General features: G+C 61.0%; 22 protein-coding genes. 10 read left to right on the top strand and 12 right to left on the bottom strand.

What is annotated here, in order from left to right; translation table 11 throughout:
• Positions 1 to 26 precede the first annotated feature (26 nt).
• Complete coding sequence (locus tag AB8E48_RS02670) at positions 27 to 1,193, bottom strand: ABC transporter permease (protein WP_368885671.1); 1,167 nt, start codon at positions 1,191 to 1,193, stop codon at positions 27 to 29.
• A 159-nt stretch (positions 1,194 to 1,352) separates the two neighbouring features.
• On the opposite strand from AB8E48_RS02670, the gene AB8E48_RS02665 reads away from it, so the two are divergent.
• Complete coding sequence (locus tag AB8E48_RS02665; RefSeq protein ID WP_368885670.1) at positions 1,353 to 1,976, top strand: TetR/AcrR family transcriptional regulator; 624 nt, start codon at positions 1,353 to 1,355, stop codon at positions 1,974 to 1,976.
• Between the two features lie 217 nt (positions 1,977 to 2,193).
• Positions 2,194 to 3,354, top strand: coding sequence for a sucrase ferredoxin (locus AB8E48_RS02660; RefSeq protein ID WP_368885669.1), 1,161 nt, complete (start codon positions 2,194 to 2,196; stop codon positions 3,352 to 3,354).
• A 122-nt stretch (positions 3,355 to 3,476) separates the two neighbouring features.
• On the opposite strand, the gene AB8E48_RS02655 is transcribed toward AB8E48_RS02660, so the two are convergent.
• From AB8E48_RS02655 to AB8E48_RS02645, 3 genes are all read right to left on the bottom strand, one after another.
• Entirely contained in the window at positions 3,477 to 5,144 is a 1,668-nt protein-coding gene (locus AB8E48_RS02655; RefSeq protein ID WP_368885668.1) for an NAD-dependent succinate-semialdehyde dehydrogenase, read from the bottom strand.
• Positions 5,145 to 5,497: 353 nt separating this feature from the next.
• Complete coding sequence (locus AB8E48_RS02650) at positions 5,498 to 7,102, bottom strand: glycerophosphodiester phosphodiesterase (protein WP_368885667.1); 1,605 nt, start codon at positions 7,100 to 7,102, stop codon at positions 5,498 to 5,500.
• Between the two features lie 388 nt (positions 7,103 to 7,490).
• Entirely contained in the window at positions 7,491 to 8,003 is a 513-nt protein-coding gene (locus AB8E48_RS02645) for a PTS sugar transporter subunit IIA (RefSeq protein ID WP_049357482.1), read from the bottom strand.
• Between the two features lie 338 nt (positions 8,004 to 8,341).
• On the opposite strand from AB8E48_RS02645, the gene AB8E48_RS02640 reads away from it, so the two are divergent.
• Complete coding sequence (locus AB8E48_RS02640; RefSeq protein WP_368885666.1) at positions 8,342 to 8,929, top strand: arsenic metallochaperone ArsD family protein; 588 nt, start codon at positions 8,342 to 8,344, stop codon at positions 8,927 to 8,929.
• A 166-nt stretch (positions 8,930 to 9,095) separates the two neighbouring features.
• Here the strand turns inward: AB8E48_RS02640 and fbaA are convergent, their stop codons facing one another.
• Complete coding sequence (gene fbaA / locus AB8E48_RS02635; RefSeq protein WP_368885665.1) at positions 9,096 to 10,124, bottom strand: class II fructose-bisphosphate aldolase; 1,029 nt, start codon at positions 10,122 to 10,124, stop codon at positions 9,096 to 9,098.
• A 263-nt stretch (positions 10,125 to 10,387) separates the two neighbouring features.
• Here fbaA and AB8E48_RS02630 point away from each other — a divergent pair, with 263 nt between their 5' ends.
• The 3 genes from AB8E48_RS02630 to AB8E48_RS02620 all read left to right on the top strand — a co-directional run bounded on the left by AB8E48_RS02630 (position 10,388) and on the right by AB8E48_RS02620 (position 14,041).
• Positions 10,388 to 10,774 (top strand): cobalamin ABC transporter ATPase, encoded by a 387-nt coding sequence (locus tag AB8E48_RS02630; RefSeq protein WP_368885664.1) that lies wholly within the window; start codon positions 10,388 to 10,390, stop codon positions 10,772 to 10,774.
• Between the two features lie 306 nt (positions 10,775 to 11,080).
• Positions 11,081 to 12,682, top strand: coding sequence for an amino acid permease (locus tag AB8E48_RS02625; RefSeq protein WP_368885663.1), 1,602 nt, complete (start codon positions 11,081 to 11,083; stop codon positions 12,680 to 12,682).
• A 306-nt stretch (positions 12,683 to 12,988) separates the two neighbouring features.
• Entirely contained in the window at positions 12,989 to 14,041 is a 1,053-nt protein-coding gene (locus AB8E48_RS02620) for an ornithine cyclodeaminase (RefSeq protein WP_368885662.1), read from the top strand.
• A 295-nt stretch (positions 14,042 to 14,336) separates the two neighbouring features.
• On the opposite strand, the gene AB8E48_RS02615 is transcribed toward AB8E48_RS02620, so the two are convergent.
• The 4 genes from AB8E48_RS02615 to AB8E48_RS02600 all read right to left on the bottom strand — a co-directional run bounded on the left by AB8E48_RS02615 (position 14,337) and on the right by AB8E48_RS02600 (position 17,787).
• The gene (locus tag AB8E48_RS02615; RefSeq protein ID WP_439958496.1) at positions 14,337 to 15,032 is read right to left on the bottom strand and encodes a TrmH family RNA methyltransferase; all 696 of its coding nucleotides are present in this window, start codon (positions 15,030 to 15,032) and stop codon (positions 14,337 to 14,339) included.
• Between the two features lie 171 nt (positions 15,033 to 15,203).
• Positions 15,204 to 15,785, bottom strand: a complete 582-nt coding sequence (gene pyrE, locus AB8E48_RS02610) for an orotate phosphoribosyltransferase (RefSeq protein ID WP_005504234.1) — start codon at positions 15,783 to 15,785, stop codon at positions 15,204 to 15,206.
• Between the two features lie 79 nt (positions 15,786 to 15,864).
• Positions 15,865 to 17,427, bottom strand: a complete 1,563-nt coding sequence (locus tag AB8E48_RS02605; protein WP_368885660.1) for an anthranilate synthase component I family protein — start codon at positions 17,425 to 17,427, stop codon at positions 15,865 to 15,867.
• Between the two features lie 27 nt (positions 17,428 to 17,454).
• Positions 17,455 to 17,787, bottom strand: a complete 333-nt coding sequence (locus tag AB8E48_RS02600) for a rhodanese-like domain-containing protein (RefSeq protein WP_049350220.1) — start codon at positions 17,785 to 17,787, stop codon at positions 17,455 to 17,457.
• 309 nt (positions 17,788 to 18,096) lie between these two features.
• On the opposite strand from AB8E48_RS02600, the gene AB8E48_RS02595 reads away from it, so the two are divergent.
• The 4 genes from AB8E48_RS02595 to AB8E48_RS02580 all read left to right on the top strand — a co-directional run bounded on the left by AB8E48_RS02595 (position 18,097) and on the right by AB8E48_RS02580 (position 23,269).
• Positions 18,097 to 19,557, top strand: a complete 1,461-nt coding sequence (locus tag AB8E48_RS02595) for a peptide MFS transporter (protein ID WP_368885659.1) — start codon at positions 18,097 to 18,099, stop codon at positions 19,555 to 19,557.
• A 481-nt stretch (positions 19,558 to 20,038) separates the two neighbouring features.
• Complete coding sequence (locus AB8E48_RS02590; RefSeq protein WP_005507939.1) at positions 20,039 to 20,563, top strand: DUF4242 domain-containing protein; 525 nt, start codon at positions 20,039 to 20,041, stop codon at positions 20,561 to 20,563.
• 30 nt (positions 20,564 to 20,593) lie between these two features.
• Positions 20,594 to 21,679 carry an acyl-CoA dehydrogenase gene (locus tag AB8E48_RS02585; RefSeq protein ID WP_368885658.1) on the top strand — a complete coding sequence of 362 codons (1,086 nt, stop codon included), beginning with the start codon at positions 20,594 to 20,596 and terminating at the stop codon, positions 21,677 to 21,679.
• A 255-nt stretch (positions 21,680 to 21,934) separates the two neighbouring features.
• A complete protein-coding gene (locus AB8E48_RS02580; protein WP_368885657.1) occupies positions 21,935 to 23,269 on the top strand; it encodes a uracil-xanthine permease family protein in 1,335 nt (444 codons plus the stop codon).
• A 137-nt stretch (positions 23,270 to 23,406) separates the two neighbouring features.
• Here the strand turns inward: AB8E48_RS02580 and AB8E48_RS02575 are convergent, their stop codons facing one another.
• The 3 genes from AB8E48_RS02575 to AB8E48_RS02565 all read right to left on the bottom strand — a co-directional run bounded on the left by AB8E48_RS02575 (position 23,407) and on the right by AB8E48_RS02565 (position 25,835).
• Positions 23,407 to 24,219 carry an HAD-IIB family hydrolase gene (locus AB8E48_RS02575; RefSeq protein ID WP_368885656.1) on the bottom strand — a complete coding sequence of 271 codons (813 nt, stop codon included), beginning with the start codon at positions 24,217 to 24,219 and terminating at the stop codon, positions 23,407 to 23,409.
• 52 nt (positions 24,220 to 24,271) lie between these two features.
• Entirely contained in the window at positions 24,272 to 24,817 is a 546-nt protein-coding gene (locus AB8E48_RS02570; protein ID WP_368885655.1) for a YbhB/YbcL family Raf kinase inhibitor-like protein, read from the bottom strand.
• Positions 24,818 to 24,899: 82 nt separating this feature from the next.
• Entirely contained in the window at positions 24,900 to 25,835 is a 936-nt protein-coding gene (locus tag AB8E48_RS02565; RefSeq protein WP_368885654.1) for a carbohydrate kinase, read from the bottom strand.
• Positions 25,836 to 25,994: the final 159 nt, after the last annotated feature.

Raw genomic sequence — 25,994 nt, 5'->3', positions numbered from 1 at the left:
TGTACTAGCTGCCTAGCCCGCGGCGCTTATGCCTCCACCTTCGCGGTGCGGCGCTCCTTGACTGCCCAGCCAATCACGCCGGTCAGCAGACCGAACGCAATCCAGGAACCGAGCACCAGCCACTGGCCGCTCGTTGCAGCCTCCGGGAAGTACGCAATCGAACGCAGCAGCGTCGAGGAGGCACCCGGAACCATCATCTGACCGATAGCGCCCCATGCGCCGGGCAGGAACACGCTCGGCATGCTTGCACCCGAAATCGGGTTGCCAATGAACATGGTGACGACGGCACCTACACCCAGACCGGCCATCGGCGATGCCAGGGCGCTCACACCCACGATGAAGGAGGCGGTAGCCAGGTAGGTGGCACCGAAAGCGGCCCACAGGGTTGCGAAGTCACCGGGAATCATGCCGAACCAGACGTTCAGGATGAGCGCGGTCAGCGCACCACCAATGACGGCGTAGAGGCTAGCGGTGGCGAAGCGGCGCCAGGTGCCGTTCACGCGCAGGGCGGAGAAGGAACCACCCAAAATACCGCCGATGACCAGGGGGAACGCGGCGATTGCAATACCGCTACCGGAGCTGTCACTTTCGCTCAGGGGCACTACAGCAGTGGTCTTCACCGCCATGGCGGATGCCTGCTCGGCCTGCGCCTTCATCTGCTCCAGCTGAGCGGCAGCCTGTGCACCCTGCTCACCGCCTGCCTGCACCGCCTGGGTGAGGGCCTCGGTCTTAGCGGCGAGCGCCTTCTGCTGAATCTGCGCGTTCAGCTGGGTGGCGACATTGTTGAGCATCTGGGTTGCTGCGGTGTTGGCGGCGGGGGCGGTCAGCACCTCGGGTGCGGCACCTTCGGTGAAGATGATTGCGCCGTAGGTTTCGCGCTGCTTGATCTGCTGCTCAGCCTCTTCATGGGAGGACGCCTGCTTCAGCTCAAAGGTCTCAATGCCCTTGTCCTTGAGGGACTGTTCAAACTGGCTGACGGTCACCTCGGGGCCCGCAATGGAGACGGGCAGATTCTTTGTCTCCATGGTCTTGGTGGGCCAGGTGAAGGCGAGGATGACGAGCGCGACAAGCAGGGATGCAAGCAGGGAGGTGCTGATGACCTTGGTCCAGGAGGAGCGCTCGGTGCGTGCGGCGCTGGTTTCTGCGGCGGTCACCGATTCTGCGGTGACTGCGGTGGTGGTTTCGTTGTTCATGACAATCTCCAAACAAAATGCTTATTTCGTTTATGGATTAGAACTCTACTCCTGGTTTTGGCCACACGCAAACAAAATAGCTATTTTGTTTGCAACGTCACAAAAAGAATCAGCGTTGTGTTTACGCCTTCCGAGACCCAAACCCCCTAGACTGGAACCATGCCCCGACTAACAGACGCCACCAAAGCCGCCCGCCGAGCCCAAATCATCGAAGCCGCCATCGACTGCTTCCTCGAACACGGCTACACCAACACCTCCATGAGCGACATCATCAAAGCCTCCGGGCTGTCCTCCGGGTCCATCTACTCGCACTTCTCCGGCAAAGAAGACATCCTCATCAGCGCTATCAACGAGCGCCTCAACAACGTCAAGGAGCTCTACGCCGCCCTCCCCGAAGGCGCCGGCCCCCAGGACATCCTCGAAATCATCTACACCAACCAGCTGGTCAACGAGAACTTCTCCGCCATGCTGCGCATCCGCCTTGAATCGCTCCACGCACCTGAAGTCGCCAGGGCAACCACGGACATCATTCCCCTACTGCAGGGCATCATTACCCAGACCCTCACCCCCTGGGCGGTCGAACAGCTGAGCGTTCTGCACGAAATCAACCCCGACCCGGGGCAACGCACCCCCGAACAGGAGGCGCTCATCACCGACTACGCCCGCGACACCGCGGACGCCTTCATGATGGTCTTCCAGGGGTACATGCTCCGCTCCTTCTTCGGCACCCCCGAAGAGAAGGAACACCTCCACCGCGTCGCGATGAGCCTACTGCCCGAGTAAATTCGTGAGGTTCTGGAACGTGAGGTTCTGGAAGGTCTTGAGACGCGCCCAAAATCCGCTATCAGGCCTAAAACCCCTGAAATTCACCCTCTCTCGGTTGTTTTTCTACATTTAAGCGCCGTAGGCTGGTGAAGCATCCCAGCACTCCAGTGCCCAGTACTCCAACGCCCTTGCGGCACTTGAACCCGCCCACAGTTCACCCGAAATCGAGAAAACGATGACCGAATTCTGCGCCCCCGCCACCCCCGAGCCGCGCGCCACCAACCCCGCCGAGTTGAAGAACCTGCGTGCCGCGCACGCCGATGAGCTCTCCTCGCGCACCCGCGCCACCAAGATCCCCGAAGACTCCTGCTCCCTCTACGACGATGAGGCTCTCGGCGGCACCGCCGGACGCGCCACCGCCTGGCTGGCGCTCGAACACGTGGGACAGTGGGGCCGCGACGTGCTGGATGGCTCCGCACTGGGTGAGGAACTTTCGGCGGCACTGGGCGATGCGGTCTCGCGGGCTGGCCTGAAGTTCCTGCTGATCCGCCAGCCGGGCAGGGAGGGGCGCGTGCTGCACGGCGCACCGGATGCATCCGGCACCCCGACCCACCGGGTGCTCTACGCGCTCTGCACTCCTGGCAAGGAGAAGCTCTACTCGTTCAGCGTGAGCACCCCCGAGCAGCTCCTTGAACTGCCCCTGGACAACCCGCAGGAGTTGATTCAGGCAACCGGCGCGGAGCTCATGGACTCCCCCGCCATCCTCGTGTGCACCCATGCAAAGCGTGACCGTTGCTGCGCCCTGCGCGGTCGTCCCATTGCGGCGCACCTGGCGGATGTTCTGCCGCCGAACGCGGTCTGGGAGTGCTCGCACACGGGCGGTCACCGCTTTGCCCCGGTCGGCATTATGCTACCCACCGGCTATACCTACGGTCGCCTCTCGGAACCTTCGGCGCTGGCGGCGTACCTGTCGTTGGCGGGTCGTTCTATTCCGTCCCTGCACGGTCTGCGTGGTCGCAGTACGGATACCCCGGTGGAGCAGGCGGCGGAGGTCGCGGTGCGCCTCGAACTGGAGAAAAAGGGCGAAGAAGTAACCTCTGGGGGTTTGGTTTCACGTGAAACATCGGGGCGGGAGGCGTTTATTGCACTCCGCGAGGCAGGCATCGATGTGAACGTCGAGACAAGCACTGAGTTCTCCCCTGAATTTTTTGCGGCGTTCTCGCCTAAAGAATTCACCAAGCACCCCACCATGGAGGCGGCGCTCACCTCCCACACCGACGGACGCACCTGGGTCACCTTCTTCGAGCGGGTCACCCTTGAGCCGCGCCCCAACTCGTGCGGCAAGGGGCCCTCGGATGCTTTCAGCCGCGAGCTGCTCGCACTGCGCCAGCTCTAGCGGCTTGCGGCAGCTCTAGCACCCGCACATGATTTAGACAGCACGAAGCCCCGGCGAGCACCTTCTCGGGTGCCCGCCGGGGCTTCGCTGCATTCAGAATTCGCCGTAACTGGTATCTCAGCCTATCCGGCGAACGGGTTCGGCGCGCCGATGTACTGCAGCTCGGTGTACTCCTCCAGACCCTCGGGGCCGCCCTCGCGGCCCATGCCGGACTGCTTCACACCACCGAAGGGCGCCGCCGCATTCGAGATGACGCCGGAGTTGTAGCCGATCAAGCCGAACTCCAGGCCCGCCGCCATGCGCGTAAAGCGCGGGTGGTTGCTCGTGTACATGTACGCCGCCAGGCCGTACTCAGTGTCGTTGGCGAGCTTCAGGGCGGTGCGCTCACCCTCCTCGCCGTAGCCGCCGAAGGTGGTAATCGGGGCGACGGGGCCGAAGATTTCCTCACGCCACACGCGCATCGAATCGGTCACGCCGGTCAGCACGGTGGGGCAAATGAAGTTGCCCTTGTTGAGGTTCTTGGGCATGCCACCGGTGTCGCTCGGAACATTCTCCTCAAGCTCGGGAATGTACCCGCCGCAGGCGAGGAGCGCACCCTTGCCCAGGGCGTCTTCGACCATAAAAAGCATGGATTCAACCGCTGAAGGTTGAATTAGCGGTCCGCAGTCGGTTCCCTCGACCGTTCCGTCACCTACGACGGTCGCCTCCATACGCTCCACGAAGGCGCGCGTGAACTCTTCGGCAATGTCCTCGTGCACGATGATTCGGTTGGCGGCGGTGCACGCCTCGCCCATGTTCCTCATCTTCGCCGCGTAGGCGCCCTCCACGGCGGCGGGGATGTCCGCGTCCTCAAAGACGATGAACGGGGCGTTGCCGCCCAGCTCCATGGAGGTGCGCAGAACGTTCTGCGAGGCCTGCGCGAGCAGGGTGCGGCCCACGGCGGTGGAGCCGGTGAACGACACCTTCCGCAGGCGCTCATCAGCCATCAGCGCGGAGACAACCTCGCCGGTGCGGGAGGTGGTCACCACGTTCAGCACGCCGTCCGGCAGGCCCGCCTCGCGCATCAGGTACGCGAAGTACAGGGAGCTGAGCGGAGTCAGGGAGGCGGGCTTGAGCACCACGGTGCAGCCCGCCGCAAGCGCCGGGGCGACCTTGCGTGCCGCCATGGCGAGCGGGAAGTTCCAGGGGGTGATGAGCAGACAGGGGCCGACGGGGCGGCGCACGGTGGTGATCTGCAGCCCGGATTCGGGGGCAACGGCGGTGCGACCGAAGCTGCGGGCGGCTTCTTCGGCGTACCAGCGCAGGTAGTTCGCGGCGTAGGCGACCTCACCGCGGGACTGGTCGAGGGGCTTGCCCATTTCGAGGGTCATGAGTCGGGCGATGACTTCGGTGCGCTGCGTCATGAGCGTGTAGGCGCGGTTGAGGATGTCGGCGCGTTCGCGGGGGCTGGTTGCCGCCCAGGAGGCGCGGGCGTCGCAGGCAGCATCGAGCGCTTCGATGCCCTGTTCGACGCTGGCGTCAGCGACGTGCGCGAGAATCTGACCGCAGGAGGGGTTGTGCACGGGGAAGGAGCCGTTGTCGCCGGTGACCCAGCTGCCGCCGAGGAGCAGGTCGGTGGGCACGTAGAAGAAGGGGTAGGAGGGCCGTTCGTAGGGGTCGATGGGTTCGCGTTGCGGCATGTTGATGCTTTGCATGTGCGGTTCGGTGCGGCCGCGTAGCTGGGCGGACTTCGCGGCGGGCTTTTCGGAAGTAGCGCTCTCGGTAGCGGAGCTTTCGGGTGAGGTGGTCATGGCGTGCCTTTCGGGTTGGGGCGGCCGGTGCGGTCGACTCTGACGCTTTTAATTCTAGTCCCCGTCCTCTCGCCTGCCCCGCGCGCCCACCCGTCACCCCGTCACTGCGCGCCCTCGTCCGCTCCCCCCCCCCTTGGAAAGGCCGCAGGCACGCCAAAGGGGGCCGCATCCATTACAGATGCGACCCCCTTCGGGGTGGATTCTTGCTCGGTACGCGAGCAGCTGGGGGTTATGGGAGGCCTAGCCCGGAAGGGATGCTCGGTGTGCATCCGCGAAGCCCTGCGCCTCGCTCTCCGCGGTGGTGAGCCGCGAGTGGCGTGGTGCTCGGCGGTGGTTTAAGCCCACCTGCGCTCTCAAACCCAGGACTGGCGTGCCTCGATCCGGGTCAGTTCCAGGGGACCGCCATCGTTGGTGCCGTGGAAGCGGCCGAAGTGTACGTACGGGCCGCGGTAGGCGCTGTGGTTGATGGGGCTGGAGTACTGGCCGTTGACGGTGTAGTAGAAGCTGTTCTTGTTCACCACGATCTTGCAGTTCAGTGCCTGGCCGGTGGTGACCTTCTGGCGCAGCTTCATGGTGTGCAGCACGCGCGGGCTGGTCTGGTTCGGTTCAAAGCAGAGAATCTGCGCCACGGAGCCGCCGCGGTAGTTGGGGCGGATGGCGAGCACGTAGGTGCCGTCTTCCTGCTTTGCAGAGAACTTCTTACCGATGCCGAAGGCGCCGTCGTGTTCGCGGCCGAACGCAATATAGCCGTAGTGGCCGTCCTGCTGCGGCAGTGCACCGGTCCACTTCATGGAGAAGTCGAGGGTGTACTTTTCGCGGGTGGTGTAGTTCGCCAGGGGGCCGAGCAGTACGGATTCGTCGTAGCGCTGGTTGTGCACGATGGCTGCGCCGGTCAGGTCGGGCATGTCTGCTGCGACGGAGGGGTCGGCGGGCAGCATGCCGTGGGGGCGCTTGCCGGTCTTAATCTTGACGCTGGCGTCGAAGGGGTCACCGATCACCCAGTAAGGGTCGGGGCACATGAAGCCCTTCACGCCCAGTGCCTTGTACTTTTCGTAGGCGGAGCGGCGGTGGATTTCCCAGACGATGACTGCCTTGCCCTGCGCGGTGAGGGTGCGTACGTTCTCCTCGCTCATGGAGCCCTGGGAAGCGCCGGTCGGCTTCTCGTAGTAGGGTACGCCGATGGCGTCCACGTTTTCGTGGCGTGCCATTGCGGAAATCTTGTCGATGGGGTCGCCGCCGTCGAAGTAGCACCAGGTGGCGCAGCCTGCGGAGTTGGCAAGCTTCAGGTAGCGGGAGGTGGGTTTGAAGCCACCGCTGCCGTCACGGTACATCTTGATGACGGTGCGGCGCTGCAGGCCGCGGTCGGTGATGAACTTGACGAGGCCTGCCTGTGCGGGGCCGTCCTTCGCTTCGAGGAACAGTACGACCTTCTTGCCGCCGACGGAGGCGTATTCGCCGCCTGCGGGTACAGCGTCAACCGCTGCGATGGCTTCTTCGAGGGTGGGGATGTCGTACAGGTCGGTCTTCTCACCCAGGTTCTTGCGCATGTTGACCTTGTGCTGGCGCAGTTCGGCGAGGGTGTGGCCGCGCACGTCCAGGGCCGCACCGGTGGTGCGCTTGATGTTGGTGTCGTGCATGCAGACGAAGTGGCCGTCGCTGGTGGTGCGCACGGAAATTTCGACGGCGAGGGCGCCGCGTCGTACGGACTCTGCGTAGGCGTAGGCGGTGTGCTCGGGGTTGATGTTGCCGGCGCCGCGGTGGGCGATGAAGAATTCATCGGTCTTGTAGAGCAGCTGGTGTGCGGGGGAACCGCTGTGTACTGCCGCGAGCTGTGCGCGGGTGTTGGCTGCAGCGTGGGCTTCGCCTGCCTGGAGCATGAGGGCGGCGGGTGCCAGTGCGGAGGCACCGATGAAGCCGCGGCGGCTCAGATTCTTGGAGATTTTCGGGAATGCAGTCACCGTAGTGGTCCTTTTTCGTTTATGAGTTGAGCGTAATGTGTGTGGTTGGTCATTGAAGTTTTGGTTTATAGCTGAGGGTCCGGATTCTCTCAACTCAAACTGCAACTCTAAGTAGAATAACGATTTTTTATCGGTTCTTCATAGCGTTCACAGGAAAATAGGGTATTATTTGCGCCTCATTCTTGCCCGCGGTGCAAGCTGCGCTGGGTGTTCCTCCTTTTCCGCCGCTTTTAGTGGCGGCTTTTAATACGGTGTTAAAAAATTTCTCGTGTAACGAAAAAGGCCACGCCTGTGGCTCGGTTGAACCTGCAGGACGCGACCTTTTGCGTTAAACGTTTTTCAAAGGGTATTCCCCTTATTGAAGCTGAGCTATTTTCGCTGGTTCAGCTTACTTCTTGGATGCCTGAGCGACGCGGTCACCGGCTGCGACGGGGCGGCGTGCCTCGGAGTCCTTGGAGATGTTGAACTTTGCGGTGTTGGTGATCATCACCATGGTTTCCTTGGAGGGGATGCGGCCCTCGATAGCTGCCCAGTCCACCTCAATGATGGGTGCGCCTGCCTCAACCTTGTCGCCTACGTTAGCGATCTTGGTGAAGCCTTCGCCGCCGAGCTCAACGGTGTCGATACCGATGTGGACCAGCACCTCGCCACCGTTTTCGGTGCGGAGCATGAATGCGTGCAGGGTGTCCTGAATCAGTGCAATGGTGCCTGCAACGGGTGCGACGATGGTGCCTGCGGTGGGGTTCACTGCGTAGCCGTCGCCCATAACGCCCTGAGAGAAAACGGGGTCGGAGACTTCGCTCAGCGGCAGGTACTCGCCGGTAACAGGTGCGACGTAGACGTCTGCGGACGATGCTTCCTGTGCGGCAGCTTCCTTCTTCTTCTTGCCGAAACCGAACATATATGCTCCTTCTGGTCGTGTGGCGCTATGAATAGCGTGTATTTGTAGCGCTGATGCGTCCGCGTCGGATGCGGGCGTCGTTGCCTTCTTGGTTTCACACCGGGCGGCGCCTGCCTATACGCAGGGTTCGCATACTCCGGTGCATATGCACTCAGAATACAACACCTGAACCCGCAGCTCACGAGCTGAGAGTCATTCGACTCGAATTCTGCAAATATTCCGCAATTCTGGAACTTCACATCACACTTCTGCACTCTTGAGGTCCCGAGTACACTTAGTGAAGGACTGGCGCCCCTCCCCCGAGCCGGTGCCGATAAGAAAGAAAAGGCTGAAAACTGATGACTGAAGCGGCTGAAACCGTTCTTGAAGTATTTATTCCGGGCCCCGGCGAGAACCCGGAGGATCCGCAGGATATGGAGCGCTCCATCTTCCTGGGTGCCGCGCAGGAGGCGCTGGATTCAGGCGTGGACATTGAGGTGTACTCCACCGACTCCTACCCGTCCGCATTTGAAGAGTGCGCACCGGTTGCCGAGCAGATTGAGATGAACGGCCGCGAGGTTCTGCCGCTCATGCTCGTCAACGGTGAGGTGAAGGTATCCTTCGCGTACCCGACCGTCGAGCAGATTAAGCGCTTCTCCCGCGCGCACATGGTGTCGCAGCCGAAGGCGAACGCGGCAGCGGCTGCGTGCGGCCCCTCCGGTTCCCCGGCGGCGTCGATGATCCCGAACCTGAGCCCCCTGGCGGAGCCCGCAGGTTTCGCGGCAACCCTGGCGGGTAAGGCACCCCAGCCGGTTGGCGGCCCCGAGATTGGCAACCGCGTGAACCTCATGGGCGGCGACACCGGCGACGGTATCCCCACCTCCGGTTCGGTGGCTGTGAAGTCCGGCGGCTGCGGATGCGGTGGTTGCGGCTGCGGCGGCAAGTAAACCCGCCCCTACCAGCAATGAGCGCCCGGCTCACCCGGTTCTAGCTACATATACAAAGAGCGGTGCCCGCCTCCTCGTACTGAGGAAGCGGGCACCGCTTTCGCTTAACGAAGCTTAGGTTCACACCCGGCAGCGACTATAGGCGCTGCGGCGGGCGAACAGTACCTTACTTGTTGAGGGAGGTACCGACGGAACCGAGCTGCTGGCAAGCCTCGACCACGCGTGCGGCCATGCCTGCCTCTGCAGCTGCACCCCAAACGCGGGGGTCGTAGGTCTTCTTGTTGCCGACCTCGCCGTCAACCTTCAGCACACCGTCGTAGTTGCTGAACATGTGGCCAGCAACGGGGCGGGTGAATGCGTACTGGGTGTCGGTGTCGATGTTCATCTTGATAACACCGTAGGACACTGCGTCTGCAATCTCCTGCTCGGTGGAGCCGGAGCCACCGTGGAAGACCAGGTAGAAGGGCTTGTCGCCCTTGCCGTACTTAGCGCCAACCTCGGTCTGGATTTCCTTGAGCAGCTCGGGGCGCAGGTGAACGTTACCGGGCTTGTACACGCCGTGAACGTTACCGAAGGTCAGAGCAGCCATGTAGGTGCCCTTCTCGCCCAGGCCGATTGCCTCAACGGTCTTGATTGCGTCTGCAACGGTGGTGTACAGGGAGTCATCGATAGCGCCTTCAACGCCGTCTTCCTCGCCACCAACGGCACCAATCTCAACCTCAAGCACGATGTTTGCCTTGGAGGTACGCTCGATCAGCTCAGCAGCGATCTTCAGGTTCTCGTCCAGGGAGATAGCGGAGCCATCCCACATGTGGGAGTTGAAGATGGGGTCTTCACCGCGAGCAACAGCCTTCTCGGACTCTGCCAGCAGGGGCAGAACGAAGCCGTCCAGCTTGTCCTTGGGGCAGTGGTCGGTGTGCAGTGCAATGTTCACGTCGTACTGCTTAGCAACCTCGCGTGCGTATGCTGCGAAGGCCAGGGAGCCAACGACCATGTCCTTCTTGGAAGCGCCGGACCAGTATGCTGCACCACCGGTGGATGCCTGGATGATGCCGTCCGAGCCAGCCTCTGCGAAGCCGCGGATAGCAGCGTTCAGGGTCTGGGAGGAGGTCACGTTCACTGCGGGGTACGCGAAGCCCTTTTCCTTCGCGGTCTGCAGCATTTCTGCGTAAACTTCGGGGGTTGCAATAGCCATATGCTGACTCCTTGGATAGATGCGACCGGTTACCGATGTTGGGCCGGTTCACCATTTTTTGTTGGCGCGCGAGACGCCTCCTACTCGCACTATTTTACCAAGATACGACTTATTTATCGTTAATTTTTTGTGGGTTTTTTTGGGTTTACTGCAGCGAAAGTTCCGCGAATTACCGCGGTAAAGTAGAGGTGTTAATGACTTGATGTGCTCTGTGCGTGCAGGTCAGCGTACACATCACCCGGACGCAGCGAAAGGAACCTCCGATGGGCAAGGCGAGCGCTAAAAATAATCCGAAACAGCTCGACGCGAAGCGTGAGAAGCGTGCCCGCCAGGCGCAGCGTCGTGCTGAGCGTGAGCATCCGAATGCAGCGGCGATTGCCCCGGTGCGCGCCCAGCTGGATGAGGTTCTGGAGCGTAAGAGTCGTCATGTTTTGGGGCATGGCGATATGGCGAAATCCCTTGAGTTGATGGAGAAAATGCGTGATGAGGGTGCGAGTGACCATGAGATTGATGTGGCGCTTGCGGAGGCGAAGCTCCCCTCGGTCGTACAGGTGGGCCGTAAGTCGTTGATGCGTTGGCCGAGTTGGTGGTGGTTGAATCGTCGTGAGCGCGCGTTGCGGGCGAAGATTGACCGCCTAATGGAGGGCTAGAGTCCCGTTCTGAATAGGTTGCTGGAGCACCCCGTTGTGGGTGCTCTTGTGCTGTGTGGTGGTGCGGGAATTTATTTTTTGTATATAAAGCGCATTTAATCTATTTCACAAAACAATTAAAACCACACAATACAACATGAACCAAATATGCCCGCAAGATATGCATTTAATGTATATAAATTATTACGTGACGCGAGTTATATTTAACCAAACTGCCATGCTATAGTCGTTACAACTCACAGACGTGTTCCCAACCACATTTCATGTAACACGTGCTTCAGACGTAACTATCCAAGGAGGTATAGCATGAGCACCTCACCAAACAAGAATCCGCAGACCTCTGCAGCGGATCAGCACACCAAGCCCCCGACGGACGACCCGTTCGCACACGAACAGGAAGGCTTTCACAAGGGGCTTGGCGCACGTCAGCTCCAGATGATCGCCATCGGTTCCGCGATTGGTACCGGCCTGTTCCTGGGCACCGGTAGCCGCCTGCAGGACGCAGGCCCCATGCTCGCCGTCATCTACGCCGTCATCGGCTTCTTCGGCTACCTGATCCTGCGAGCCCTCGGCGAGCTGATCCTTCACCGCCCCTCCTCGGGCTCCTTCGTCTCCTACACCCGCGAATTCTACGGCGAAAAGGCCGCATTCGTATCCGGATGGCTGTACTGGCTGAACTGGGCAATGACCGCCGTTGCAGACGCCACCGCAATCGCTATCTACATCAGCTGGTTCGGTCGATACAACCAGTTCTTCGCAGATATTCCCCAGTGGCTCAGCGCATTCATCGTCGTTGTCATCACTGTGGCCCTGAACCTCATCTCCGTGAAGCTCTTCGGTGAGCTGGAATTCTGGTTCGCACTCATTAAGATTCTTGCCCTGCTGTCCTTCATGGCGGTAGGTATCTGGTACCTGGTCTTCGGTGAACCCATCAACGGCGTCCGCCCCGGCCTTGAACTCATCGCAGCCAATGACGGCTTCTTCCCCAACGGTATTCTTCCCGCTCTTATCGTGGTTCAGGGCGTTGTGTTCGCCTACGCTGGTATTGAGCTGGTCGGCACCACCAGTGGTGAAACCAAGAACGTTGAGAAGGTTATCCCCCGCGCTATCAACACCGTGATCTGGCGTATCGCGATCTTCTACGTTGGTTCCGTGGTTCTGCTCTGCCTGCTCATGCCCTACACCGCATATAAGGATGCAGAGTCGCCGTTCGTGACCTTCTTCGACTCGATCGGCATTGACGGTACCGCACCGATTATGCAGCTGGTCGTTATTACCGCGGCTGCTTCCTCGCTGAACGCTGGTCTGTACTCCACCGGCCGTATTCTCCACTCGATGGGTGTTGCGGGTTCGGCGCCGAAGTTCACCACTAAGGTATCCCGCTCCGGCGTTCCGGTGGCAGGTATTCTGCTGACCGGTGTGGTTGGCCTCTTCGGTGTTGTGCTGAACTTCTTCGTTCCCGAGCAGGCGTTCGAGGTCGTGCTGAACATCGCGTCGGTGGGCACCATGGCTAGCTGGGCGGCTATCGCAATGTCGCACCAGAAGTACCTGAAGATGGTCGGTGAGGGCAAGTACAAGCGCCCCAACTACCGCGCACCCGGCGGTCGCTTCAGCGACTGGGCTGTGATGGTGTTCCTCGCTGTTGTGCTGGTGCTGATGGCTCTGGATTACCCGGTGGGTACCTACACCCTGGCATCGCTGCTGGTGGTTATCCCGCTGCTGATTATCGGCTGGTACACGGTTCGTGACCGCGTCAACGAGATTGCTCGCGTCCGTGAAGGCTACACCGGTTCCGTGCCTGTGATTGCTGCCCGCCCGGTGGTGAAGAAGCTCGTTTCGGAGCCTCGTACCCACATTGACCTGGGTGAGCTGGATCTTGAGGATGAGGACAAGCCGAAGGGACACTAACCCGACCGGCAGCTTCCGATCCCGGTGATACCCCGGCGGAATCCCGGTGAAGGCGATGAGGGGGTTCTAGACCCTAGTCCTAAACCCTAGCCCGTAGGTTCCAGGAGCTCTAGACTCTAGAACCCCCTCCCTGCACGTCTTTTCGTGTTCGCTTCCGTATTACATCCGTGTAATACATAAAGCAAAGTACATATCTATAGCATTTCTAATACGGTGTGTCCTGCAATATATTTTGAGATAATAGATATCCGCAGTGACCACCAGATGCACAAAGAAGTTTTGTGCAGATATTCAAAGGAGAAAATCATGACTGAACGTCCTAGCGCACACGCGGTGGAATTTGTTGACGTCGCCTCGATGGCGAAGTGGATTCAGAAGGACGGCGTAGGCAACATCATTGCCGGCATGGTCGACTTCCTCGAAGAAGACTTCAAGAAGTGGCAGAGCTTCGACAAGATCCCGCGCGTCGCCTCCCACACCCCCTTCGGTGTGATTGAGCTGATGCCTACCTCCGACAACATCACCTACTCCTTCAAGTACGTGAACGGCCACCCCTCCAACCCGGCACGCGGCTTCCAGACCGTGACCGCGTTCGGTCTGCTCGCTGACGTGGACAACGGCTACCCCGTGTTCCTGGCTGAGATGACCCTGCTGACCGCGCTGCGTACCGCCGGCGTGTCCGCCATGGTTGCTAAGCACCTGGCACGCAAGGACTCGAAGAAGATGGCGATGATTGGTACCGGCTCGCAGTCTGAGTTCCAGGCGCTGGGTATGCGCGCGGTGCTCGGCATTGAGGACCTGTCCGTCTACGACGTTGACCCGCACGCGATGGAGAAGTTCCGCCGTAACCTGGAGCCGCTGGGCTTCCGCATCCACCTGGCTAAGGACGTGGACGAGGCTGTTGAGGGTGCCGACATTATTACCACCTGCACCGCCGATAAGCAGCAGGCGAAGGTTCTGCTGGACAGCCAGGTGAAGCCCGGCGTTCACCTGAACGCTATTGGTGGCGACTGCCCCGGCAAGACTGAGCTGGAAAGCGAAATTCTGGACCGTTCCACCGTGTTTGTTGAGTTCCCGCCGCAGACCCGCATTGAGGGCGAGATTCAGCAGAAGGACCCGGACTTCCCGGTGGTGGAGTTCTGGAAGGTGCTAACCGGTGAGGAGCCGGGCCGCGTGTCGGATGAGCAGATTACCCTGTTTGATTCGGTGGGCTTCGCGATTGCTGACTTCTCGGGTCTGCGTTATGCCCGTGCGGCTACGCAGGACACCGACCTGCTGCAGTTCATTGACCTGGTTGCTAGCCCGGATGATCCGAAGGATCTGTACTCGCTGGTGAACGTTAACGTTCCGGTGGGCTAAAGGACTAAGTAACCTGACGCTGAGTGGCCTTGAGCTGGCGGGCCTGTAGGTGCGCTGGCATGGGCTGCGAGGTTGAGAGTGAATAAAGTGAGGGCCGGGGAGTGGTGACACTCCCCGGCTCCTTCTTATGAAATTTTCGTGTGCACGGATTTTCTATGGGCAACTTGTGGGCATTCTGTGGCTGGTTCGCCCGTCCTGCTTATCTAGCGACTTGAGTTACTGCCCCCAACAAAAAAGGTTCCGACGCGCACACAACGCATCGGAACCTTTAAACACCTCATAAACAGCCGCCAAACTACGACGGAATCTGGCCAAACACATGGCGGCGAACCCACGCATGCATCGCAATACCCGCAGCCGTCGCCGCATTCATCGAACGCGTCGACCCAAACTGCTCAATCGACAACGTATCCCTAGCCGCCGCATGCAACTCCTCCGACAGGCCCGGGCCCTCCTGACCGAAAACCAGCACGCACTTCTTCGGCAGATCATACGTCTCCAGGGGTACAGAATCCGGGAAAATATCAATACCAATAATCTCCAGACCCTCGCCCTGCGCCCACGCCACAAAATCCTCAATCGTCGGATGATGACGCACATGCTGATAACGATCCGTCACCATCGCACCACGACGATTCCAACGGCGACGCCCAATAATATGGACCTCCTTCGCCAACATCGCATTCGCCGTACGCACCACCGTGCCAATATTCAGGTCATGCTGCCAATTCTCAATCGCCACATGAAAATCATGGCGGCGCGTATCCAGGTCAGCAATAATCGCGTCCATCGACCAGTAACGGTACTTATCCACCACGTTACGGCGGTCGCCCTCACGCAGCAGCTCCTCATCCCAATGGTCGCCCTCAGGCCACGGGCCCTCCCACGGGCCCACACCCACCTCAAAACGGGCGGTACCCTGCTCAGTACCCTCAACAGCCTCAGCTGCAGCCGCCTCCGCAGCCTCAGCCGCATCACGATTCTCAACCATCACAACCACCTTCACGCCAACAACCAGCGCCACTCCGGCGCCCACAGAGCCATCTTACAGACAAAAACCCGCACCACCAGCCACACACAGCAGCCAGCGGCACGGGTTCACCCGCCACAACGGGAATGCCTTAAAAATTCACGAGGTCCTAAGAATCCAGTCCAGTAGAGACTAGTCCAGGCCCAGCTCATCCTTCGAGTACGCGTACAGGCACGGAACGCCCGCAACCTCTTCCACGTGCTCCTTCGCGCCGGTCGCACGGTCAACAATCACAGCAACCGCCACAACCTCAGCGCCAGCCTTACGCAGCGCCTCAACAGCGGTCAGCGCCGAACCACCGGTAGTGGAGGTGTCCTCCACAGCAACCACGCGACGGCCCTCAACGCTCGGGCCCTCCACCTGACGGCCCATGCCGTAAGACTTCTGAGCCTTACGCACCACAAACGCGTCAATCGCACGGTCCTGATCACCAGCAGCACGCATAATCGCGGTACCCACCGGGTCAGCACCCATGGTCAGACCGCCAGCAGCCTCAAACTCGATGCCGTTCTTATCCAGCAGGTCCAGCATGACCTGACCAACCAGGCGAGAAGCCTCGTGGTGCAGGGTGATGCGGCGCAGGTCAACGTAGTAGTCGGCTTCCTTGCCGGAGGCGAGGACCACGTGCCCGCGCACCACAGCCAGCTCCATAATCAGCTGGCGCAGGCGTTCACGGGCTTCTTCAATGGGGAGGTTTTCAGAAAGCTTAGTCATAGTTCCAGTGTAGCGGCTCACGTGCAGGCGGCGCAGGCTATCCTGCGCTATCCCACTACCGCGTTATCCCGGCGCTAGGCTATTCCACCACGCGGCCCACCGACGGCGGCAAGGCGGCGTGCAGCTTCGTCAGCATCTCCTCGTACTCGGCGGCAGGATCCGAATCGGCAACCACCGCACCACCGGCGGCAAGAGTCATCGTGCCGTCATCGTGCGCCACGAGCGTGCGAATCACAATCGACAGGTTCGCCGAACCATCCGCCGACACAAAGCCCAGGGCACCCGAATACACACCGCGAGCGCGATTCTCCAGGCGCTCAATAATCTGCATGGTCGAGGGCTTCGGCGCACCTGTCATGGAGCCGCCCGGGAAGCACGCCCGCGCGGCGGCCACCGCGGAAATTCCCTCACGCAGGCGAGAGCTGACCGTAGACACCAGCTGGTGCACGGTCGAGTAGCTCTCCACACCCATGAGCACCGGCACGCGCACCGTGTGCGGCTCGGAAACCAGCGACAGGTCGTTACGCAGCAGGTCCACAATCATGAGGTTCTCGGCGCGGGTCTTCTCATCGGTACGCAACCAGGCGGCGGCGGCCTCGTCTTCCTCCGGGGTGGCGCCGCGAGCAATCGTGCCCTTAATCGGCTTCGTCTGGGCGTTACGCTGCTCATCCACGCTCAAAAAACGCTCCGGCGAGGAAGACAGCACCGAAAAATCACCGCACCGCAGATACGCCGCATACGGCGCCGAATTGTGGGCGCGCTGGCGGCGGTACAGCTCAAAGAAAAGCTCCGGGCTCGGGTTCTGGATGCGCGCAACCGTCTGCGCGGTCAGGCACACCTCGTAGCTGTTGCCCTCGTAGATTTCGTGCTGACTAGCGCGAACAGAATCCATATAGGCTTCCGCGGCGGGTGCCGGGAAGAGCAGAGGCTCGGTAAGCTCAGGGGTATTTACGGGGGTGCTGTCAGAAGCGGTTTCCGAGGCGTGCTCTCCCGCAGTGCTCAGCAGCCGCTCCGCCGCCTCACACCACGGCTCGTCCCCCACCAGCCAGCTCCGCGCCGCAACCCCCGGGCGGGCATGCTCGTGTACCAGGTAGCGGACCGCCGGAAGCCACAGAGAATCCGGAGTCGGCGCCTCATGCGCCGGCAGGTAGCCCGGCACCGGGTGGCCATGCTCCAGACCCATGGCGGCACGCGCCTCGTAGCCGAAATAACCCACGTAACCGCCACGCAAACCCGCAGGCAGACCGGTTGCCGCCGCGGCATCCGGGCGCGGTGCGGAGGCAAGTGCCGCCTCCAGCTGGGCGAAGGGGTCTTCCCCGCCGGATTCAGCCGCCGCGCGTGCCGAATCCACGCGCAGGGGCGACAGCTGCGCCGGAACCACGCCCACATACGAGGCAACCGACATGGGCGACTCTTCGCGCGCCGAATCCAGCCAGAAGGAATACTCGGCGCCGGCGGCCAGCAGCGGGTACGCCTCCTCGCAGTTCACCGCAAAAGGCAGCGGGCGCACGATGAGCTCCCGCGTCTGCGCATCCCACGGGATGCTCTGCAGACTACTCGGCAGGGCATGAGGGGAGGCAGAAGCGGGAGCGTTCGGGGTAGACAAAATACGGTCCGCGGAAGTTTCAGTCACGGACTCCATTGTATGGCGTGCAGGCGAACCAGCGGTTTAGTGAACGACCGCGGGTGCTTCACCGTTCTCGCTGGTCATCGGCAGACCGGCAGCAAACCACGCGCTGGTGCCGCCCGCAATGTTGTGTGCGGCGTAGCCGTGCTCGCGCAGGAAGGTTGCCGCACGGTTCGAACGGCCGCCACCGTGGCAGATGACGTAGAAATCCTCGCCCGGTGCGGGCAGCTCAGCCAGACGCTCGGCGATAGTGCCGAGGGTGATGTGCTTAGCGCCAGTCGCGTGGCCGCCCTCCCACTCGTAGTCTTCACGCACGTCGATGATGGTTGCGCCGGCGGGAACGTCGCGGGGGTCAACCTGGGGTACAGCGGTCATGGGGTTCTCCTTTGAAATGATTAAAAATGAGCCGGTCGGCACGGCAAGGTGCCGGGTGGGCATAGTTGTGGTTCCACTCTATCGCGTTAAGGGCACGAGGCGCATCTAGCCCGGTATTTGGGGGTTTGTGGGCTCCCAAAATGATGCATACGAAAAAATCGAAATGGTTTTTCATGCACTGCAAGAGAATTCATTCTTTGAAATATAGGCGCGTACCGTGTATACATATGCATGGGCAAGGGTATACACTTATACACATATTGTCCGGGTCACACAGAAAACCGGGCACAACAGAAAAGAATTTTCACCATGTCCAACACCATCACAGGTGCCGAACCCAAGGACACCAAGACCTTCTTCGGCCACCCGCGCATGCTCGCGAACCTGTTCACCGTAGAAATGTGGGAGCGCTTCTCCTTCTACGGCATGCAGGGCATCATGATCTACTACCTGTACTACACCGCAGACAAGGGCGGCCTGGGCCTCGACAAGGACCTCGCCACCGGCGTTATCGGCGCGTACGGTGCAGTCGTGTACCTCATGGCAATCCTCGGCGGTATCCTCGGTGACCGCCTCCTCGGCCCCGAGCGTACCCTCTTCTACTCCGCCATCGGCATCATGGCGGGTCACATCTCCCTCTCCCTCATCCCCGGCGTGCCGGGCGTGGTGATTGGTCTGCTGCTGGTCGCTATCGGCTCCGGCGGCCTGAAGAGTAACGCATCCGTGCTGGTCGGTTCGCTCTACGGCGACCACGACTCCCGCCGCGATGCAGGCTTCACCATCTTCTACATCGGTGTGAACACCGGTGCACTCCTCGGCCCGCTCCTGACCGGTTGGGGCTGGAGCACCTGGGGCTTCCACATGGGCTTCGGTTTTGCCGCCATCGGTATGGCTGCTGGCCTGATTCAGTACTCGCTGACCCGCAATAACCTGCCCGAATCCGTGCACCACGTGGGCACCCCCTTCACCGGCGCCCAGAAGCGTAACTTCTTCCTGGCGCTGGTCGGTATCGTCGTGATTCTTGGCATCCTGCTGGCGACCGGCCTGATGACCGCAGACAATCTCAAGAACTGGGTCATGGCCTTCATCTTCATCGGTGCAATCGCCCTGTTCGCGCAGATGCTGACCGCCAAGGACGTCACCGCGGATGAGCGTTCCCGCGTCACCGCATTCATTCCCCTGTGGATTGCAAACGCCGTGTTCTGGGCACTGTACCAGCAGCAGTTCACCGTCATGGCGGTGTACTCGGATGAGCGCCTTAATTGGAACATCCTGGGCATGGAGCTGACCCCGAACCTGGTCAACTCCATCAACCCGGTCTTCATCATCATCTTCGGCATGATGTTCTCCGCCCTGTGGACCAAGTGGGGCGACCGCCAGCCGGTCACCACCCTGAAGTTCTCCGCAGCGCTGATTATTATCGGTCTGGCGTTCTGGATCTTCCTCACTCAGGCGGGCGTTCAGAGCGTGAACGTCGGCTGGATTGTGCTGATCCTGTTCGTCTGCACCATCGCCGAGCTGATCATTTCGCCGGTGGGTATTTCGCTGGCGACCAAGCTCGCACCGAAGGCGCACCGCGTGAACATGATGGCGCTGTACTTCACCTCCGTGGCAATGGGTACCGTGCTCTCCGGTTGGCTGGCGCCGTTCTACAGCATGGAGACCGAGGTTCCCTACTTCACCTGGATGGGTATTATCACCATCGCGACCGGTATTCTGCTGTTCCTGGTGCACAAGCCGGTTCAGAAGATGATGCGCGGCGTGAAGTAACCGCAAAGTTGCTTGTCTAGACCGCTGACTCGCTGTTTTTGGGCAGCGTGAGCGTATGAGGCGAGCGCATATAGGCTAGGGGCCCCGAATCCTTGAATTACCAAGGGTTCGGGGCCCTCGCTGTATGCGCTGGTGCATGCCATGTTGTATGCGCCGACAACCGAGGCTCCAGAGGGTTTTCCTTAATGAGACAATCCGCGGATTTTCTTATTAAGCGCCTTAATAAGAAAATCGGGGGCATTTGTCTGAATAAGCCCCTCCGTGACGGGGGGGTCCCACGCGCGGAACTACTGCGCGGGACTGTGACGATTTATTTCTTCACATGAACGCGCATGACGACACACAGGGTCAAAAAGGGACGCATTAAGCCACGAACAGAAATCTACTAGACAGCCCTCAACCACAGGTCTAAGGTGATTCCAGAACGAGTCGGAAAACCCCTTCCGGCACGACCCTTCAACCCTTAGCCGAGGAGAAAATCATGGCACTTTACCTGGTAGAACTGACCCCCGCACAGCCGTCCAAGGACGAAGCAACCGCACTCATCGAGACCGTCAACTCGTCCCTGACCAACGGCGCCGAGCTCATCGAAACCCAGGTCTCCGCAGATCACAAGATCGTCTTCGTCATCGTCGAATCCGAGAACACCGCATTCGGCCCCGACCTCGCCGCAGCCATTGGTGAGCGCGCAGCCGTCGCAGGCCCCGACGCAGTCCGCCTGGTCGGCGCAGAGCTCGAAGACATCAAGAAGCTCAAGAAGGACGCAGACTACCTGGTTGAGTGGGACATCCCCGCAGAGATTACTATGGAACAGTACCTGACCCGCAAGAAGGCAAACGCCCCCAAGTACGCTGAAGTACCCGAGGTTTCCTTCCTGCGCACCTACGTTCGCGAAGACACCGCCAAGTGCCTCTGCTTCTACGACGCACCCGACGAAGAAGCTGTTGTTCGCGCCCGTAAGGCCGTCAGCACCCCCATTGACCGACTGTTCAAGCTGCACGCATAGACGCGATGCTCCCCTCTTAGGAGAAACCCCATGTCCGAGTTCACTCTCGAACCCCTCTACGACTACCCCCAGCGCGAGCAGGTGCTCGCACTCGCCCGAACCCACGCTAGCGCGGTTGACCGTGGCGAGCGTTCCCCCTTCGAGAACCTGCGCGAAATCGCTAAGGACGGCCTGATTACCCTGGGCCGTGACGGCGGCTCCCTGGTCCCCCAGGTTTCGGTAGCGTTCGACCTTGCCACCGAGGATGCCTCCACGGCGTTCTCCCTGTGGGCTCACCGCTCCACCATCGCGTTCTTTGACGCTGTGGGTCGCGAACTGCCCGAGGGCCTGTCGGATGCGACCGTTAGCGGCACCACCGCAATGGCGGCAGCGTACAAAGAGGCTTCGGGCCTGGCACCGATCAAGGTTGAGGGCACCCTCGTTGAGGGCGGCCTGAAGCTGAACGGTTCCGTGTCGTGGGCGTCGAACCTGTACCCGGGCGGTGTGATTGTTCTTCCGGTGGCTGTGCAGAACGCCCCGGAGAACCACCCGAACCGCTACATCGTGACGGTCCGCCAGGATGTTGAGGGCCTGAGCATTGACTACCACCGCAACCTGCTGGCACTGAACGGCACCGAGTCCGGCACCCTGAAGTTCGAGGACGTTTTCGTTCCGAGCGAGGACATTCTGAGCGACAACATTGAGGCATTCCTGCACGATGTGACCGCACCGTTCCTGCTGGTTCAGTCGTCGTTCTGCCTGGGTCTTGCCGCTGGCGCCCTGCAGGAGGCTGCTAAGCACCTGGACGTCTCCCAGGGCGTGTTCCGCCCTGAGTTCCCGCTGATTCTGACCGAGTACCAGAGCCTGCGTGAAGAACTGATTCGCCTGGCGTCTGAGCCGGAGCGTGCTGAGCGTCGCGACCTGCTGAGCCTGCGCCTGGGTGTTTCGCACTTTGCAACCATTGCTACTCACTTTGAGCTACAGGTTGTTGGAGGCGCCGGTTACGTGGCTGATTCCCCGACGGCTCGTCGCCTGCGTGAGGCGACGTTCTTGCCGGTTCAGTCCCCGACCGAGGGTCACCTGCGTTACGAACTGGCACGTTACGACCACTTGGATAACCTGCGTGACGCTCTCTAAGCTAATGAGCTAGCTGTAGCAAGTGTTTTTATTCGCTCTTTACATCAATACCCTGTATATGCGATTTATTGCATATGCGGGGTATTGATGCTTTCTGGGCTATATACGCGACATAGAGCCCACGATAAGAGAATATATACACCGCTCAACGTATCCCTGCTCATATTTACAGCTGTTTAGCTGTGACCCACGCTTGTATACGCGTAGAATGATGTGGAATTTTATACACCACCACATTCACCTCAGGAGCTCCCTTTGAGCATCTCTAAGCTTCTCGGCTTTGACTGGTCGATTCACGGCGACGGCCGCAGCATTAAGCCCGGTTCCTTCGTCGCCCCGAACGAGCGCCTCGCATGGCCGATTACTATCGGCATTGGTGCGCAGCACGTGGTCGCAATGTTCGGCGCGACCTTCCTCGTGCCGATTATTACCGGCTTCCCGCCGGCAACCACCCTGTTCTTCTCGGGTCTTGGCACGATTCTCTTCCTGCTGATTACCCGCGGCCGCGTCCCCTCCTACCTGGGTTCTTCCTTCGCGTTCATTGCGCCCCTCGCGGCTGCCAAGAGCTCGCACGGCCCGGCGGGTGCCCTCGGCGGTATCGTCATGGCGGGTGTGGCGCTGTTCCTGGTCGGTCTGATCGTTCAGTTCGCTGGCACCGGCTGGCTGACCAAGCTCATGCCCCCGGTCGTTACCGGTTCGATTGTGGCACTCATTGGCTTCAACCTGGCGCCCAGCGCTAAGGACAACTTCATGGTGGCACCGGTGACCGCGCTGGTGACCCTGTGCTCCATCATCCTGATTTCGGTACTGTTCAAGGGCATCATTGGCCGCCTGTCCATCCTGCTGGGTGTGGGCATTGGCTACATCACCGCCGTGATTCGCGGCGAGGTGGACTTCTCCAAGATTGACAAGGCTGTTGAGACTCAGGGCATCATTGGTCTGCCGCAGTTCCAGACCCCCGAGTTCCACTGGGAGCTCGCCGGCCTGTTCATCCCCGTGATTCTGGTGCTCGTGGCTGAGAACATCGGCCACGTGAAGTCTGTTGCTCTGATGAGCGGCAAGAACCTCGACGACTACTCCGGCCGCGCCCTCATGGCGGACGGCCTGGCAACCACCATCGCCGGTATGGGCGGCGGTTCGGGTACCACCACCTACGCTGAGAACATCGGCGTGATGGCTGCGACCAAGGTGTACTCCACCGCGGCGTACTGGGTGGCGGCTATCTTCGCGATTGGCCTGTCCATGTTCCCCGCATTCGGTGCCGCTATTGCGACCGTCCCGGCGGGTGTTCTGGGTGGTGCCGCAACCGTTCTGTACGGCATGATCGGTATGCTCGGTGTTCGTATTTGGAGCGAGAACCGTGTTGATTTCTCGAACCAGATCAACCTGACCACCGCCGCTGTGGCGCTGATTGTGGGTATTGCGGATTACACCTGGACTTTCGATCAGCTGTCCTTCGCGGGTATTGCTCTGGGCACCGCTGCAACCCTAATCGTTTTCCACCTGATGACCTTCCTCGCGAAGTCCACGAAGGCTGCTGGCGACCCGCTGGAACCCTTCGACCCCGAGAAGAGCACTGAGGGACACTAAGCTCCTTACCGCTTGCTGGGAGTGATTCTCCCGATGCGTAGGGCGTAGAAAAAGCGGCCCGGATGGATTGGTTTCCATCCGGGCCGCTTTTGCGTCTTCTGGGTGTTATGCACAAACGACTACCTTGTCCAGGGCATCTAGGACCGTTCGGCGAGCATCGCCTCAATCGTCTGCGCCACGCCATCCTCGTCGAAGGGCGGGCAGGTGCGCCCCACCTTCTCAATGAGCGCCGGCTGACCCGATGCCATGGCGAAGCCCTCCCCCGCCCAGCAGAGCATTTCCGCGTCGTTCGGCATGTCACCAAACGCCATGACCTCGTGCGCCTCAATGCCGTGGCGTGCCGCGAACTTCTCCAGGATCCTGCCCTTGTTCACGGTCTTAGAGCCCATCTCCACCAGCGGCTCACCGACCACGCCGCGGGTCACCGACACGAGCGAACCGACCGCCTGATGCACGCGCGCCTGCAGAATATCGGGGTCCATGCCGGGCACACGAATCAGGTACTTAATGACCGGGGTTGAGCCGATACGTTCGAGTGCTTCGGCGATTTTCGCCTCCACCACGCGGGCACCCTCAAGCACCTCGCCACCGTCGTGCGGGCCCTGAATGTAGACGGTGTCCACGGTTTCGAGGGTGTAGGTGGCGTCGGGGAACATGGGCTCCAGCAGCTCGTGGGCGCGGGCAATCACCGCAGGGTCTGCACCGTTGACTTCTTCCACCTCGTTCGCACCCAGGTGGTACACCACGGCGCCGTTGGAGCAGATGGCGTAGGAGTCGAAGTCGGTCTGTTCGCGCAGGGGCGTGAGCCAGCGGCTGGGGCGGCCGGTGACGAAGACGATGTCGATTCCGGCGGCTCGTGCGGCCTCAAGGGCGCGCAGGGTGCGCGGGCGGAACCGGAAGTCATGCCCGATGAGGGTGCCGTCCAGGTCGCTGGCGATGAGTTTAATCATGCAGTGTTTGCCTTCGGTGATGGGGTGTGTCGGTGCTGGTTAGGGCTACGCGCTAGGCTGCCGGTTCCGCGTAGGTGACGGTCAGGAACGCGCGGCCCAGGCCGTGACCGAGCAGGTTGAAGTTCACGACGGCGAGGGTGGCGTTCTCGTCAATGTCGAGCTTCTCCACGTCTACGGCGGTGACGCAGAAGATGTAGCGGTGCGGGCCGTGACCAGCCGGAGGGGCGGCACCCAGGAAGCCCGCCACGCCGGCGTCGTTGCGGTGCGTCAGGGCGCCGGCGGGTGCATCCGCACCGGTGTCGATGCTGGTCACACTGGCGGGAATGTTGGAGACGGTCCAGTGCCAGAAGCCGCTGGGGACCGGCGCATCCGGGTCGAAGCAGGTCAGCACGAAGGACTTGGTGCCTTCGGGGAATCCGCTCCAGGACAGCTGCGGGGAGCGGTCCTGACCACCGGCAATGCCGAAGAGTGCGGAGCGCATCCATTCGGGGGCGGTGCCGCCGTCCTGAATGTCGGTGGAGGTCAGGGTAAATTCGGGCAGGGCGGGCATGCCCGCGTAGGGTTCGCGGGGCAGGGGCGCGGTGCCGATGTTGGTCATGGTGCTCCTCGTCGGTGGGGTGCGGTGGATATGGCGACGCCGGCGGACAGAGTGAGCTATCCGCCGGCGAGGCGTGAATTTTTTAGCCGTTGAGTACGGCGTCGAGTTCTTCGCGGGTGGGCGGGTTAGCGCCCGCGCGGGAGACGGTGATGCCGGCTGCGGTTGCGGAGAAGCGCAGCAGGTCGGCGATGTCTTCGGCGGTCAGTGCGGCAACCTTAGCGCGTGCCTCGGGGCCGGCAATGCCGCGGTCGAGCAGGCCCGCGATAAGTGCCGCCATGAGGGAGTCACCGGCACCGACGGTGTCTGCAACCTCTACGCGGTGTGCGGGCTGGCTGATGCCCTCGGGGTACTTCTTGGTGAAGGCGATGGGGCCGTCTTCACCGCGGGTGATGACCATCAGCTCTGCGCCGAGGTCGAGCCATGCGCGGGCGGTGTCGTCGAGGGAGCGGTCGGGGTAGAGCCACTGCAGGTCCTCGTCGGATGCCTTCACGACGGTGGAGAGGGAGACGAACTTTTCAGCCCATGCGCGGCCCTCGTCAACGTTGTGGATGAGGGTGGGGCGGCAGTTCGGGTCGTAGCTGACCAAGGCGTTGTCGCGGGCGGCTTCGAAGGCGGCTGCGACCACGTGCGCGCCGGGTTCGAGCATTGCGGCGATGGAGCCGGTGTGCACTGCATCGGAGGTGCGTGCCAGTTCGGTGAGCTTCTCGGCGACGGAGTCGAGGGACCAGGTGATGTCGAATTCGTACTCTGCTGCACCGTCGGCACCGATGGTTGCCTGGGCGACAGAGGTGCGTTCAGCACTGTGCTCGAAGGGCAGGGTCACCTGGGATGCTTCCAGGTGCGCATCAATGCTCTTGCCGTAAGCGTCGGGGCCGTAGTGGCCGACGAAGTTGGTGGGGTGGCCGAGGCGGCGTGCGCCGACGGCTACGTTCATGGGCGATCCGCCGGGGTAGGCGCGGGTTTCTCCGTCGTGCTGGTGGACGACGTCTACGAGTGCTTCACCGATTACAGTCAACATGGTTTCAATTCTACTCATGTTTGTGCCCTCGTGGCGTGTGTTTTTGTGGGTATTTAAAGTGGTTTTGCTTTCCCTTCTGAGGGCTTGTGTTGGCTTGCCGTGTGGGTTCACAAACTGCCTTCGGTCTCTTCTGACTTTTAGCCTCAATATCGCTAATTT

The organism is Rothia mucilaginosa (genome assembly GCF_964211445.1).
Classification (GTDB): domain Bacteria; phylum Actinomycetota; class Actinomycetes; order Actinomycetales; family Micrococcaceae; genus Rothia; species Rothia mucilaginosa_E.
This window is presented reverse-complemented; position numbering and strand designations above follow the sequence as displayed.